Source organism: Melittangium boletus DSM 14713, from assembly GCF_002305855.1.
GTDB classification, from domain to species: Bacteria; Myxococcota; Myxococcia; order Myxococcales; family Myxococcaceae; genus Cystobacter; species Cystobacter boletus.
In genome coordinates, this window is record NZ_CP022163.1 from 9,335,722 (window position 1) to 9,348,603 (window position 12,882).

Below are 12,882 nucleotides of genomic sequence, written 5' to 3' on the forward strand. Positions count from 1 at the left end.
ATACCACCGAGTCAGTCCTCGATTCTCGGATCGAGGAACGCTTTCTGCCGCTCGCGCCAATCCCGGGAATTCGCCCCTCTTGTCAACGCGCCGCCCACCGCCAGCCCCGCCGCGCAGGCATGATGGACGTTGTCGTGGACGAACAGCGCACTTCGACCCACGGGGTAGAGGCCTTCCACCCCGCTCAGGGCCTCCAGGGCCCGCTCCCGGGCCACCGCGAAGCCCCGGCGATATAAAGGATAGGCCGCCGCCATGCGGTGCACCCGGCTGTCCAGGATCTCCACCCCCGCGAGCCCCGTGCGCTCCAGCGCCGGACGCACCTGACGTGTCAACGCCTCGGGGGACGCGCACCAGATCGAATCCCCCACCGCGCACGGCAGATCGAAGCCCACCACCGTGCGCCCCGCCGGCCCCGTGCCCGAGAAGTTGCGGGGCTCGAAGAGCCGATTGGCCGGAAGACGTTCATCCGCGAAGTAATGCACGTCCCGTGCGCTTCCCCGCTCCGTGGCGAGCAGCAGGTACAGCAGTGTCAGGGCCCGGTAGTCCAACCCCTCGGCGGCCTCGGGCCGTCCAGTCCAGCCACACAACAGCGGCAGGGAGACCGTCGCCACCACGGCCCGCGCCGGAATTTCCAGCCCTCGCGCCACCACGGCCCTCACCCGTCCCCGCTCCAGCACCAGGCCCTCGGCCGCCGACCCGAGGCGCACCTCGCCGCCGGCCTCCCGGACGCGCTCCGCCAGGCCCTCGGCGAGCGCGCCAAAGCCCCCCTCCGGGTAGAAGTAGCGCCGCCCCGCGGACGCGCCTCCCCGGCCGAGCGCCGCGCGCAGCACGTCCCACGGGCCTCCCTTCTGTACCCGCGCCTGGCCGAGCGCCGCGTCCAGGGCCTCGGGAGGCAGGCCCCAGACCTTGCGCGCCGCGGGCTCGTACAGCACCCGTGCCGCGTGCCGTCCCAACCGCCGCGCGGCCTCCGCCCCGAAGTGGCTTCCCTCCGGAGGCCGCAGCCGCGCCAGCACCGCCGACACGCCATGCCGCGCCACCTCGGTGAGCCCCAACCCCCGCGCGATGCCGAGCAACGACAGCGGATAGGGCAGCCGCCGCTCCCCCACGTGCAAGAGGCCCCTGCGCGCGCGCACGCGCAACGCGCCGCCGAGCGCCCGCTGGTACAACGCCAGCACCTCCGGCCCCGCCGCCTGGTGCAACCGGTGCGGGCCGTAGTCCACGCGGAAGCCCGCGAAGTCGAACGAGCCCGCGAGGCCGCCCACCCGCTCCGCCGCCTCGAGCACCACCACGCGCTGTCCCGCCCGCGCGAGCGCATGCGCCGCGGACAACCCCGAGGGCCCCGCGCCGATGACCACCACGGGCGCGCTCACCCCGTGCCTCGCGGCTCCGGGGCGCGGCCCGCGCGCAGCCAGCCGATGCCCCGCGCCACCGTGCGGCCCATGCGCCACGTGTCCCGCACGGGCCTCCACTTCGAGCGTCCCTGGCGTGCGTGGTAGTCGATGGGCTGGAAGACGATGGGATCTCCCGCCGCCGCCAGCGCCAGCGTCAACGTCGTGGTGAGCGAGAAGCGATCCGGCAGCAGGGGCGCGAGCGAGAGCAGATCCGCCGTGCGCAACACCCGGAGGCCCGAGTTCAGGTCCGGCGCCTCGAAGCCGCCCCCCCAGCGCACCGCGCACCGGAAGAGCGCCTTCACGGCCGAGCGCGCGAAGGACTCCCCCGGACCGGAACGGGGCCGGGCGCCAATCGCCTGCCGGGCACCCGCGCGCACCGCATTCAGGAGTCCAGGCAGCGCCGCCTCCGGGTACGTCCCATCCGCGTCGATGATCCCCAGCCACTCGCCCCGGGCCTCGCGCGCTCCGGCCTTGATCGCCGCGCCGTACCCACCGCCGTTCGACGTCAGGACGCGCGCGCCCGCCTCGCGCGCCACCGCGCCCGTTCCATCCCGCGAGCCATCGTCCACCACGAGGATTTCGTGGGCCTCGTGCGCGAGCGCCGCCCTCACCCGCCGCACCACGCCCTCGATGCTGCGCACCTCGTCGCGCGCGGGGATGACGACGCTGATCATCCCTCCGGCGCTCCCGCGGGCACGGGCCGCCACATCTCCCACAGGGGCCACACCAGCATCGGCAACCACCCGAGCGCCGCGCCCACCACCGACACCGGCATGAGCCAGCCCCAGTGCGCCCCCCCGAAGCGCACCAGCAGCGGCGCCAGCAGGTGGATGAACGTGGCCACCGACGCCTCGGTGATGACCCCCACCTTCAGGCGCACGGACAGCGACGTGAGCATGAACAGGTGCCCCACGATGAGCAGCACCACGGGCACCGTGAACAGGTGGAAGTGGAACGTCTCCATCACCTGCCGCGCGGGCTTCTCCAGCCGCAGGGGCTCGGGGGCCGGGCCCTCGTCGGGCAGTTCCAACGCGGGGCCACCCGCATCGTCCGCCGCGACAGGCGCGGGCGTGGGCGCGGTGCTCCCCCGGTAGTACTCCGCCGAGCCCCGCCCCGACAGGCCCCCGAAGGAGTCCGCGTAGAGCCACGCCGAGGAGACGAAGCCGAGCACCAGGAACAGCAGGAAGCCCGTGTAGAGGACCCGGGCCTCGAGCGAGAGCCGGGTGATGGGAAAGGGCCGGGCGAACTGGCGCACGAGTCGGCTACTCCTTGGCCGCCGCGTTCGGCTTGAGGACGAGCTCGTCCAGGAGGATGAGGGCGCGGCGCACGCCCACCGCCATGGAACGCGAGGAGATGGTCGCGCCCGTCACCACGTCGATGTCCGTGCCCGCCCGCACCGGATCCTTCACCGTCTTGCCCTGGAACTGGCGGCGGAAGCGCGCGTCGGTGATCTCCTGGCCGTAGGACTCCCGGTACACCATCACCTCGTGGCGCTCGACGGTGCCCTCGGGCGACAACTTCACCGCGAAGGTGATCTGCTCGTGCTGGCCCAGCTCCTCGTCGATGAGGGCATAGCCGTCCAGGTGCTCGCCCGTGGTGGCCACGAAGAAGACGTACTCGGGCTTCGCGGGCTTGTAACCGAGCCGTCCCTGCAGGGCCGTCACCTGGGCCGGCGTCAACTTCACCTTGCGGAAGGTGACGCGCTGGCTCTGGGGGAAGAAGGCCTTGAGGACCTGCGGCGTGGTGAAATAGGTGGCCGCCGCCCGCGCGGGCAACGCCCCCCCCACCCCCAGCCACACCATCAGCGCCAACGCGAAGGGCTTCATGGGCCCTCTCCCTATCACCCCGTTCATGGCAACTCCCGCACCGATTGGATGACGGCCTGACGGACGTGCGCGCGCCAATCCGTCCGGGCCCGGTAGAGCCGCTCCGTGGTGGCCGCGCGCCGCTCCTGGCTCGCCCAGACATGCCCCGTGGGGCCCACCATCAGGGATTCGAGCTCCACCTCCACCTGGCCGAGCGGCTGGAGCGCGGACAGGTCCAGGCGCGTGAGCACCAGCACCACCGTCGCGTCCGCCCGGTAGCGGCGCGCCAGCGCCGAGGCCTGCGGCACCGTGGGCGCGGGTCCCGCCATCGACTCCACCCACAGCACCTCGTAGCCGCGCGCGCGCAGGGCTTCCGCGCCCTCGCGCGCCACCACGTCGCGCGGCTCCTCCGCGCCGAACACGTTGCCCACGAGGCCTCGGGGCGCCGGCTTGGGCACTTCCGAGGCCCCCAGCACCACCACGCGCGAGGGGCCGCCCTCGGCCCGGCGGGGAGAGCCCACGCACGCGAGCGAGAGCAGCACGAGGAGGATGAGCCACGAGGAGACGCGCATGGGAGCCCTTCTCCTCAGAACAGGTAGGCCACGCTGGCGATGCCCGCCAGATGTCCCTGGCTCCAGAAGTCGTCCGTCCACAGGTGGGGCTTCAAACCATCTCCGCCGCTCTTCTCCCAGTAGAGGCTCGTCTTGATCACGTAGGGCGGCAGGGGCCGGAAGTTGAGCCCCAGCGTCAGGCGCGCCACGTCGCCCACGGTGACGAACTCCGTGTCCGTGTCCTTCTCCTCGTAGCGCAGCGACGCCGTGAAGTGGCCGTCATGCCACTCGTCCGGCAGCCACCGGAAGAAGGGCTCGATGCGGAAGCGGTAGTTGGCCTGGGCGTAGAAGCCGAACATGCCCGTGGGGACGCGCTGGCGCGTGTTGCTCGGGGAGCCCTCGGGAAAGCCCTGGACGAAGCCCGGATCGATGAACGCGCGCACCACCTCGCCCGTGAGGTCCAACGCGCCCACCCGCCAGAAGACGTCCGCGTTGAGCATGCTCGCCCGGCGGCCCTCGAGGTCATACTCGCCCGTGTAGCCGGACACCGCCGCCTCCAACCCCAGGAAGGGCGACACGGACACCCGCGCCGTCAGCGCCTTGTCGTTGTTGTTGTCCTCCAGGTGGCTGCCCCGCGCGGCCCGGAAACCCTGGTCATCGAGGATCCGCGCGTCCAGGCCGTTGATGGCATAGGCCTCGTAGGACAGGCGCCAGTCGCGCCCCAGATCGAAGCCCCCGAGGAATCCCGCGCCGGACTCGAACCACGTGGTGGGCACCACCGTGGTGTAGGCGATGGGGCGCTCGGCCAGCTCCTGCGCTGGCGCGTCATGCCGCAGGTTGTACGCCCCCACCGGCACGAGGATGACGCCCGCCCGGAAGGTCATCCACTCCGTCAGCTTCAAATCCACCACGGAGAACTCGAGCAGCACCTCGCCCGCCTGCAACACGCCGTCGCGCTTGAGCGGGCTGCCCGCGAACTCGAACTCGATCTCCGTCGCCGTGGAGATGCGCTCGGAGATATGGCTGTAGACGAAGAGTACGTAGCGGTGGTTGCGGAACGTGCTGCTGCCATCCGCCCAGAGGAAGTCGTGCTCGGCGTAGCCGCCCAGCGTCGTGCGATCCAGGATCGCCGCCGCGCGCTGGGACAGCGTGCTGGTGGGCTGGAGCCGATCGATGAACACGTCCTGGGGGCCCGTGCCCGGCGTGTCCGTCCCGGCGGCGGGGCCAGGACCCGCGGGATCCTCCAGTCCCTCCAGCTCCAGGCGCGGACCTTCCTCCTGGGCGGCGGGCGGGGGTTGCCGGGGCGCGTCCTCGTCCTGGGCCAGGGCCGGCGGGGCGGCGAACAACCACGGCAACAACAGGGCGGACAGTCGGCGCGGCGTCATGAAGCGGCTCGGGGGTTCACATCGAAACGAGGAGGAAGACTTCACGCGCGTGCTCATTCGCCCGACTCCTGACTGACACACCGGCCGCGCAGGCACGTCTGGCCGGAGGCGCAATTCAGGTCCGTCTCGCAGCACACGCTCGGACACGCGCAGCAGACGGTGCCCTCGGGCGCGGTGCCGGTGAGGCATTCGGTGGTGGCCGAGCACCCGGCGGCGTCCACGCACACCACCGCCTTGGGCGCGTTGGACTCGCCCACGTAGACGACCGTGCCGTAATAGGAATCCACCACCGCGCGGCCCGGCGTGCCCATGTTCGTGTCGAAGTACTCGTACACCCCCGGCTGCGGGAAGGCGTAGCGCCAGTAGGAGAACGTCTCCTTGCCCTCGGTGCGCGTGTTGTAGGGCCTCACCAGGTTGGGGCTGAAGAGCGGTGAGGGCGCCGACAACGAGGTGACGTTGGACGGCACGTCGGGCTGGTAGTTGCGGAACTCGACGATCTGCCCGGGCCTCATGGCCAGGCCCCCTTCCGCCACGAACGGCTCGCTCGCGGGCACCAGGGCCCCCGTGGCGTCCTTGGCGCGCAGCACGTAGCGCTGTCCGATGCACGTGGGCGCGATGGAGCGGTAGAGCCCCGCGGTGATGCGGTTGAGGGCCACGGAGACCCGGGGAGGCCCCTCCGCCGAGTCCTGGATGGGCCGGAAGTCGGCGGGGAGCTTTTCCTCGCAGGCCGCGAGACCGAGCACGAGGCAGAGAAGAGGACGGACGCGCATCAGAGGACCTTGTCCGGAGCGGCCCCGGAGGGCGGCCGGTAGTGGAAGAGGACGATGTCGTGGGCGTGCGAGCGCACGCGGGGATCGCAGGTGAAGCGCGCCACGGGCTCCAGGTACGGCGCGAGCGCCTCGACCCCCGGCGCGCTGGAGGTGACATAGACGCGCGCGCCCGCGGCGGCCACGCGCGTCACCTCGCGGCGCAGTTGCTCACCCGTGGCCGGACGGCCCGCCCGGTAGTGCGGCACGTAGTGCTCGAAGAGCCGGGCCTCCTCCCCGGTGAAGAGCAGTGTGCCCGAGGGCGGCAGCGTGGCGGCCACGTGCGCCACCAGGCGCGCCGCGGGCGAGGGCTCGCGGCCCTGCGCCCAGGCCTCCGGGAGCATGACGGCCGCGCAGAGCACGGCCAGCGCTCCGGCCAGGGGCGCGGCGCGCGGGGGCCAGCTCCGCGCGAGCACCGCCCCCCCCACCGCCACGAGCAATCCCAGACAGAAGACGAGCGGCAGGGCATGGCGGGCCTTGAGCAGGTTCTGCCCGAGGAACATCCACGCGCCGTAGGGCACGCCCATCGCCAGCGCGAGCCCCGCCACGTCCCGCTCGGACGGAGCGAGGGCGCGGCGCCCCGCGGCGAGGACCAGGGCCCCCAGCGCGCCCGCGAGCGCCAGGGCGAACAGGAACCGCGCGGCCAGCAGGGCTCCGGGCTCCCCGTCACTCCCGGGCCAGGGCAGCCCGAGGCCCGCCGCCACGACATCGAACCCGAAGCGCTCCAGGCGCCATCCCAGTTCCGGACGCACCGCCACGGTGCCGCCCCACTCGCCCGCGTGGCCGCGCAGGAAACCCGAGCCGATGCGCACCAGCGTCTCCGGCCCCGTGAGGATCACCAGGGGAACGAGCCAGACCAGGACTCCCCCGGCGAGGCCTTCCAGCGCCGCGCCTCTCCGCCCCCGGGGCACGCCCACCGCCAGCCCCAGCAACGCCGGGAGGAACGAGGGCCGGGCGCCGATCGCCAGCCCCACCAGCGCGCCCGCCAGCACCGCGTGGCGCCTCGAGTGGCCCGAGCTCCCCACCGCACAGGCCGCGAGCACCAGCAGCGCGAGCCCCGTCCCGTCCGAGGCCGGCGTCGCGCCCAGGAGCACGGGCAGGGGCAGCAGCGCCCCGAGCGCCACGGCCACCAGCGCCCCCACCGCCCCGAGCCTCGGCCTCAGCGCGAAGCCAAGCACGCCCAGCGCCAGCGCCCCGAGGACGAGTCCGGGCACGGCCAGGGCGCTCACCTCGGAGGCGCCGGCGGCCGAGGCCCCTCGGGCCAGCGCCACGTACACGGGATAGCCCGGGAAGTGCGGCGCCTGCGCCGCCAGCTCGAAGCCCCTCAGCGAGCGCGCGAAGTTCACCGCGTCCAGATCCGGCAACAGCCGGGGCAGCGCGAGCACTCGCGCCCCCACCCCCGCGCCCACCAGCACCGCCAGCACCCCCGCGAAGGTCCGGAGCGGCATCGGCACGGGCGGTGTGACTTTGAAACTCATTCTCAACAAAAGACGCCGGGCGTACTACGCCCCCACGCGGACGGTCAAGCCAGGGACGGCGGGATCTGCAATACTGGAATTAGCTGTAAATCCAATCGCACCTTCCCCCCCGCCACCCCGGAGCCATGCCCCGAATGAATGTGAGAGCAACGCTCAGAAGCCTCGCCGTGACGTTGTGCGCGACCCTGCTGTCCACCGCCTGTGGAGGCCCCGAGGAACAGGAGTTCCCGGAGGATCCGCGCAGCCCGGAAGTGATCGCCATGGACTCCGCCCTGGGGTCCCTGGACATGCACAACCTCATGTCCAACACGGACATCGCCGGCTACCAGACGGTGACGCCGGATCAGGTCCAGAGCTTCCTGGTGTCCAAGGGTTCCTTCCTCGCGGGCTACCGGGATCCGGCGTTTGGCAACAAGACGGCCGCCACCCTCATCGTGGAGCGCGCCACGGCCTACACCATCAACCCGGTGTACATCCTGGCGCGCATCGAGACGGAGTCGGGGCTCATCCGCAGCGGCAAATCGACCAACCTGGCCAAGGCCACCGGCTGCGGCTGCCCGGATGGGAGCGGCTGTGACGCGGCCTACACCGGCTTCGGCAAGCAGGTGGAGTGCTCGGCGAAGGTGTTCCGCAACTACCTGCGCGACCTGGAGGCGGGACGCACCACGGTCTCCGGCTGGAAGGCGGGCGTGAGCAAGAACACGCTGGATCCCTGCACGGTGCGGCCCGCCAACAACGCCACCGCCGCCCTCTACACCTACACGCCGTGGGTGGGCGCCTACGCGTCGCAGTGTGGCACCTCCCGCTGGGGCGGCTCCTCGCTGGTGGCGCTGCTCTACCGGGAGTTCCGCGACAGCCGCAACTGGGGGGGACCCTGCGTGGTCGGAGGAGACATCCTGACGCGCTACAACCAGATAGGCGGAGCCGGGGGCGTGCTCGGGCCGTGCACGACGAACGAGCTGCCGACGCCCGACGGCGTGGGCCGCTTCAACCACTTCCAGAATGGCAGCATCTATTGGACGCCCGAGACGGGCGCCTGGGAGGTGCACGGCCTCATCCGCGCCCGCTGGGAGTCCCTGGGCTGGGAGACGAGCGCGCTGGGCTACCCCATCACGGGCGAGAAGCCGACCCCGGATGGCGTGGGCCGCTTCAACCACTTCAAGAAGGGCACCACGCTCGGCAGCATCTACTGGACCCCCGAGACGGGCGCCTGGGAGGTGCACGGCCTCATCCGCGCGAAGTGGGAGTCCCTGGGCTGGGAGACGAGCGTGCTGGGCTACCCCACCACGAACGAGATGACGACGCCCGACGGCGTGGGCCGCTACAACCACTTCAAGAAGGGCACCACGCTCGGCAGCATCTACTGGACGCCCGCCACGGGCGCGCACGAGGTGCACGGGCGCATCCGCGAGAAGTGGGAGTCCCTGGGCTGGGAGCGCGGCTCCCTGGGCTACCCCGTGTCGGACGAGTACGCCGTGAGCGAAGGCCGTGAGAGCGAGTTCCAGAAGGGCTTCCTCACCTTCAACGCCGCCACCGGGGCCGTCTCCGTCCGGATGAAGTAGTCCTATTTCCCCTGTTTCCCCTGGCGCGGCGGAATCGTGAGCCGCGCCAGCAGCAGCGCGGCCAGGGCGTTGCCCACGTACCAGTACAGCGTATAGGCCGGAGGAATCAGCGGCAGGGGGGGACTCGCGAGCGCCCGCACCGCGAGGTAGGCGCTGAAACCCACGCCCAGCCCCGCCGCGAACCGCCTCAGCCACGACGCCGGAACGGAGAGGATGGCGAACACCAGGGGCACCGCGGCGCTCAGCGCCACGGTCCGGGCCTCGGGGAAGGCGACGAAGCGGTGCCACTCGGGCAGTGGCAGGGCGAGCACGTCGAACGCGCCGCCCGCGTGGCCCGTCCACCGGAACACGAACACGCCCATCGTCGCGACGAGGAAGGGCAGCAGGAAGAGCGGGTGGAACAGGACGTTGAACATGCCCGGGCGCGTCCTGGCGCCCATCGTCACCAGCGCGATCACCAGCAGGACGAGCCCGAGCACGGGAGGCTTCCAGTCCACGGTGACGGGCGCGGGCGGGCGCGAAGCCGCGGGCGGCTGTCCGGAGCGGCTGGGCGCCTCGTCCTCGGAGGACGTGCTCAGGCCCTGGAGCTGATCCGCGAGACTGGCCCGGGAGTAGTTCAAGGACGCCGCGTCCACCAGCGCGAAGGGGAAGCGGATGGTGCCGCGCACCCGGCCCTGCTCATCCGTCTCCAACGTGGCCTTCTCGAGGCTCTCACGCAGCGCGCGCGACTCGCCGCTCGAGTCCAGGCTCGAGCCCAGCAGGGCCGTCATGCGCAGTCCCTCCAGCATCGCGCGCAGCGCCTCGCCCTGCCGCTTGCCGCCGGTGACGGCGGTGCCTTGCAATTCGAGGCCCTCCGCGGTCAGGTCGAGCGCGCCCAGCAGGGACAGCACCTGCTTGTCCACGCCCCCCATGAAGTCCGAGAGCCGCGAGCCCGACACCACGCCGCCCACCATGCCGTGCTTCCAACCCACCTCGTCCACGGCCTTCACGAGGGGGCTGTCCTTCCCGAGGCCCTCGCCCCGACGCTTGCGCGAGATCGCCTCCTCCAGCACGCCCTGGGGACCGACCAGCAGGTAGTGCCCATCGAGCGCCACGTCCGCCGCCCGGGGCTTCACCGCCGCGGGCGCGCCTTCCAGCTCCGTGAGGGTGTAGCCCTCGGACTGGAGGTAGGCGGAGAGCCGGCCCCAATCGAAGCGCCCCCGGGCGACGCCGAACCCCATGGCCGCGGCGAACGCATCCACGTCCTTGGCCGTGTCGACGCCGGTCTTCGCGTGGAAGTCCTTCACCTCCCGCTCGAACTTCTCCTGGGCCTCCTTCGACAGGGGGACGTTCAGCTCGGTCGAGTTCACGAGCAGCAGCTCGCGGGTGTCCGGCCCGAAGTAGGCGAGCAGCGCCGGATCCTTGGGGATGAGCCGTACACGAAGCCCTCCCAGCCCCAGGCGATCCAGGTAGCCGAAGTGATACGCGGCCCCGGCGCCCACGGCCAGCAGCACGACGAACACCAGCAGCTTCTTCATGAACAATGACTCCTTGGGAGGTGACACCCGAACCGACCTCGGCAGCATACGCTCGAAGCTCGGTGCGATTGCATGCCCTTGGAGGGCATGGGACACGGCGCAACCATGCTGCTGAGCGCCCTGCTGGTGGTCCTGACCGTCTCCCCCTCTTCCTCCCCCCCCGTGCGCACCGAGACGCGTCCGATGATGGGGACGTATGTGACGGTGACCCTGGTGGGGGGTACTCGCGGCGAGGCGCGCGAGGGCTTCGCCGCGGCCTTCTCGGCCTTCTCGCGCGTCAACGAGGTGATGAACGAGTGGCGGCCGGACAGCGCGCTCTCGGCGGTGAACCGCCAGGCCGGGGATGGCGCGTTCGTCACCGTGCCCGAGGACCTGTGCGCGGCCTTGCGGCGGGGGGTGCTGGGCGCGAAACAGACGGAGGGACTGTTCGACCCCACCTGGGCGGCGCTGCGGGGACTGTGGCGCTTCGGAACGGACCTGTCCCCGACCCTGCCCGACCCGGACGAGCTGAAGCAGCGCTGCGCGCTCATCTCCTCTCGGGACGTGGAATTCGCTCCGGCGCCCAAGGCAGGCGCCGCCGGGTGTGGGGTGCGGCTCAAGCGCGCGGGAATGCAGCTCGGGCTGGGCGGACTGGCGAAGGGCTGGGCGGTGGACCGGGCGGTGGAGAAACTTCGCGCCCTGGGCTTCAAGCACTTCTTCGTCCAGGCGGGAGGCGACTTCTACGCGGCGGGAAGCAAGGCGGGCCGGCCGTGGAAGGTGGGCATCCGCGACCCTCGGGGTGAGCCGGACAGCGTCCTCGCGGTGCTGGAGGTCTCCAACGCGGCGTTTTCCACGAGCGGCGACTACGAGAACTTCTTCCTGCTGGACGGCAAGCGCTACCACCACATCATCGATCCGCGCACGTGCTACCCGGCGACGGCCTCGCGCTCGGCCACCCTCCTCGCGCCGAGCGCCGTGGACGCGGAGGTGCTGACCAAGGCCGTGTTCATCCGGGGGGGACGGGAAGGATTGGCGCTCGCGGAGAAGCATGGGGCCGCGGCGGTCCTGGTGACCGCGGACGGACAACTCCTGGCCTCGCCCTCCCTCGACAAGAAGCTGAGGCGAACAGGCGCCCCACCCCAGCCTCCACGATAGAGGAGCGTGAACGCGACCGGTTGGCGCTCTGGCGGCTCGCGCCCCTCCATCACATCCTTCACGGTTGCCCTCCACCCGATGGGAAGCCCCTTGCCTCCAAGAGGCTGGCAGGGAGGCAGGCCGCGTGCCTGTGTGTCGTCAATGAGCGCGCGCGTCACCACTCATCACCCTTGGGAGAGCAAACCGTCATGCGAACCAGTTCCGCAACCTACTCCCGTCCCCGCGAGGAGCGGATCGATTTCAAGGCGGGGGACGGCAGACCGCTGAACCTCATTCGAGTCCGAGGCGCCAGGTCTCCCGTCAAGGGCCCCATCGTGCTTGTCCATGGCGCTGGAGTCCGCGCCAACATCTTCCGTGCGCCCATTCCACGGACGATCGTCGATACGCTCGTCGCCGATGGCTATGACGTCTGGATGGAGAACTGGCGGGCGAGCATTGATCTCGAGCCCAGCGAGTGGACGCTCGACCAGGCGGCCGTCCATGACCATCCCAAGGCCATCGAGGTGATCGCCCGGAAGACGGGCTGGAAGGACATCAAGGCCATCGTCCATTGCCAGGGCGCCTCGAGCTTCGTCCTCTCGGCGGTCGCCGGGCTCATTCCCCGGGTGAAGCTGATCATCAGCAACGCCGTCTCCCTGCACCCCGTGATGTCGCTCGCCACGAGGCTCAAACTCCGCCACTACATTCCCAAGCTCTCGCGGTGGACGTCCTATCTGGATCCCCAGTGGGGTCTCGGACCCGAGGGCCTGCTGCCCTGGCTCCTCACCCTGAAGGTGCGGGCCACCCATCGCGAGTGCGACAACACCGTGTGCAGGATGGTGAGTGACATCTATGGCGTGGGCCATCCCACGCTCTGGAGTCACGAGCACCTCAACCCGGCCACCCACGAGTGGTTGAAGTACGAGTTCGCCAAGGTGCCCCTCACCTTCTTCGCGCAGATGGTCAAGAGCCTGCGCGCGGGCTACCTGGTGCCCGTCGAAGGCTATCGGGAATTGCCTTCGGACGTGGTCACCCGCCGTCCCCAGACGGATGCCCGTTTCGTCTTCATGGCGGGCCGGAAGAACCATTGCTTCCTGTTCGAGAGCCAGCGGCGGACCTACGAGGCCTTGTCCCGGTACCGCAAGGGCTACCACTCGCTTCACGTGTTACCGGAGTACGGCCACCTCGACATCTTCATGGGCAAGAACGCCCCCTGGGATGTCTTCCCCATCATCCAGGCCGAGCTGAACCGGCCCGTCTAGGAGCACGCCCCC

At 71.1% G+C, this 12,882-nt stretch carries 12 protein-coding genes; 3 read left to right on the forward strand and 9 right to left on the reverse strand.

The genetic code is table 11. The features are described 5' to 3' along the window. Positions 1-11: 11 nt before the first annotated feature. Genes MEBOL_RS38460 through MEBOL_RS38495 form a run of 8 tightly spaced genes read right to left on the reverse strand, consistent with a single transcriptional unit; the run spans position 12 to position 7,416 of the window. A complete protein-coding gene (locus MEBOL_RS38460) occupies positions 12-1,370 on the reverse strand; it encodes a protoporphyrinogen/coproporphyrinogen oxidase (protein WP_157823920.1) in 1,359 nt (452 codons plus the stop codon). Next, a complete protein-coding gene (locus tag MEBOL_RS38465; protein ID WP_157823921.1) occupies positions 1,367-2,065 on the reverse strand; it encodes a glycosyltransferase family 2 protein in 699 nt (232 codons plus the stop codon). Before MEBOL_RS38465 ends, MEBOL_RS38460 begins: the two co-directional genes overlap by 4 nt. Next, the gene (locus MEBOL_RS38470; protein WP_095982069.1) at positions 2,062-2,646 is read right to left on the reverse strand and encodes a hypothetical protein; all 585 of its coding nucleotides are present in this window, start codon (positions 2,644-2,646) and stop codon (positions 2,062-2,064) included. The genes MEBOL_RS38465 and MEBOL_RS38470 overlap by 4 nt, the downstream gene beginning before the upstream one ends. A 7-nt stretch (positions 2,647-2,653) precedes the next feature. After that, on the reverse strand, positions 2,654-3,217 hold the full coding sequence (locus MEBOL_RS38475) for an FMN-binding protein (protein ID WP_095982070.1): 564 nt from the start codon (positions 3,215-3,217) through the stop codon (positions 2,654-2,656). Between the two features lie 23 nt (positions 3,218-3,240). Further along, complete coding sequence (locus MEBOL_RS38480; RefSeq protein WP_095982071.1) at positions 3,241-3,768, reverse strand: hypothetical protein; 528 nt, start codon at positions 3,766-3,768, stop codon at positions 3,241-3,243. A 14-nt stretch (positions 3,769-3,782) separates the two neighbouring features. Further along, complete coding sequence (locus MEBOL_RS38485) at positions 3,783-5,132, reverse strand: hypothetical protein (protein ID WP_170115678.1); 1,350 nt, start codon at positions 5,130-5,132, stop codon at positions 3,783-3,785. A 53-nt stretch (positions 5,133-5,185) separates the two neighbouring features. Further along, the gene (locus MEBOL_RS38490) at positions 5,186-5,902 is read right to left on the reverse strand and encodes a cupredoxin domain-containing protein (protein ID WP_095982073.1); all 717 of its coding nucleotides are present in this window, start codon (positions 5,900-5,902) and stop codon (positions 5,186-5,188) included. Next, entirely contained in the window at positions 5,902-7,416 is a 1,515-nt protein-coding gene (locus tag MEBOL_RS38495) for a hypothetical protein (protein WP_170115679.1), read from the reverse strand. The genes MEBOL_RS38490 and MEBOL_RS38495 overlap by 1 nt, the downstream gene beginning before the upstream one ends. A 167-nt stretch (positions 7,417-7,583) precedes the next feature. Here MEBOL_RS38495 and MEBOL_RS43895 point away from each other — a divergent pair, with 167 nt between their 5' ends. Next, positions 7,584-8,978, forward strand: a complete 1,395-nt coding sequence (locus MEBOL_RS43895; protein WP_218920855.1) for an LGFP repeat-containing protein — start codon at positions 7,584-7,586, stop codon at positions 8,976-8,978. A gap of 2 nt (positions 8,979-8,980) precedes the next feature. Here the strand turns inward: MEBOL_RS43895 and MEBOL_RS38505 are convergent, their stop codons facing one another. Continuing rightward, positions 8,981-10,495 carry a hypothetical protein gene (locus MEBOL_RS38505; protein WP_095982075.1) on the reverse strand — a complete coding sequence of 505 codons (1,515 nt, stop codon included), beginning with the start codon at positions 10,493-10,495 and terminating at the stop codon, positions 8,981-8,983. An 87-nt stretch (positions 10,496-10,582) separates the two neighbouring features. On the opposite strand from MEBOL_RS38505, the gene MEBOL_RS38510 reads away from it, so the two are divergent. Both MEBOL_RS38510 and MEBOL_RS38515 read left to right on the forward strand, forming a co-directional pair. Further along, positions 10,583-11,629, forward strand: coding sequence for an FAD:protein FMN transferase (locus tag MEBOL_RS38510; RefSeq protein ID WP_245919247.1), 1,047 nt, complete (start codon positions 10,583-10,585; stop codon positions 11,627-11,629). A gap of 188 nt (positions 11,630-11,817) precedes the next feature. After that, positions 11,818-12,870 carry an alpha/beta hydrolase family protein gene (locus tag MEBOL_RS38515; RefSeq protein ID WP_095982076.1) on the forward strand — a complete coding sequence of 351 codons (1,053 nt, stop codon included), beginning with the start codon at positions 11,818-11,820 and terminating at the stop codon, positions 12,868-12,870. The last annotated feature ends 12 nt before the right edge of the window (positions 12,871-12,882 follow it).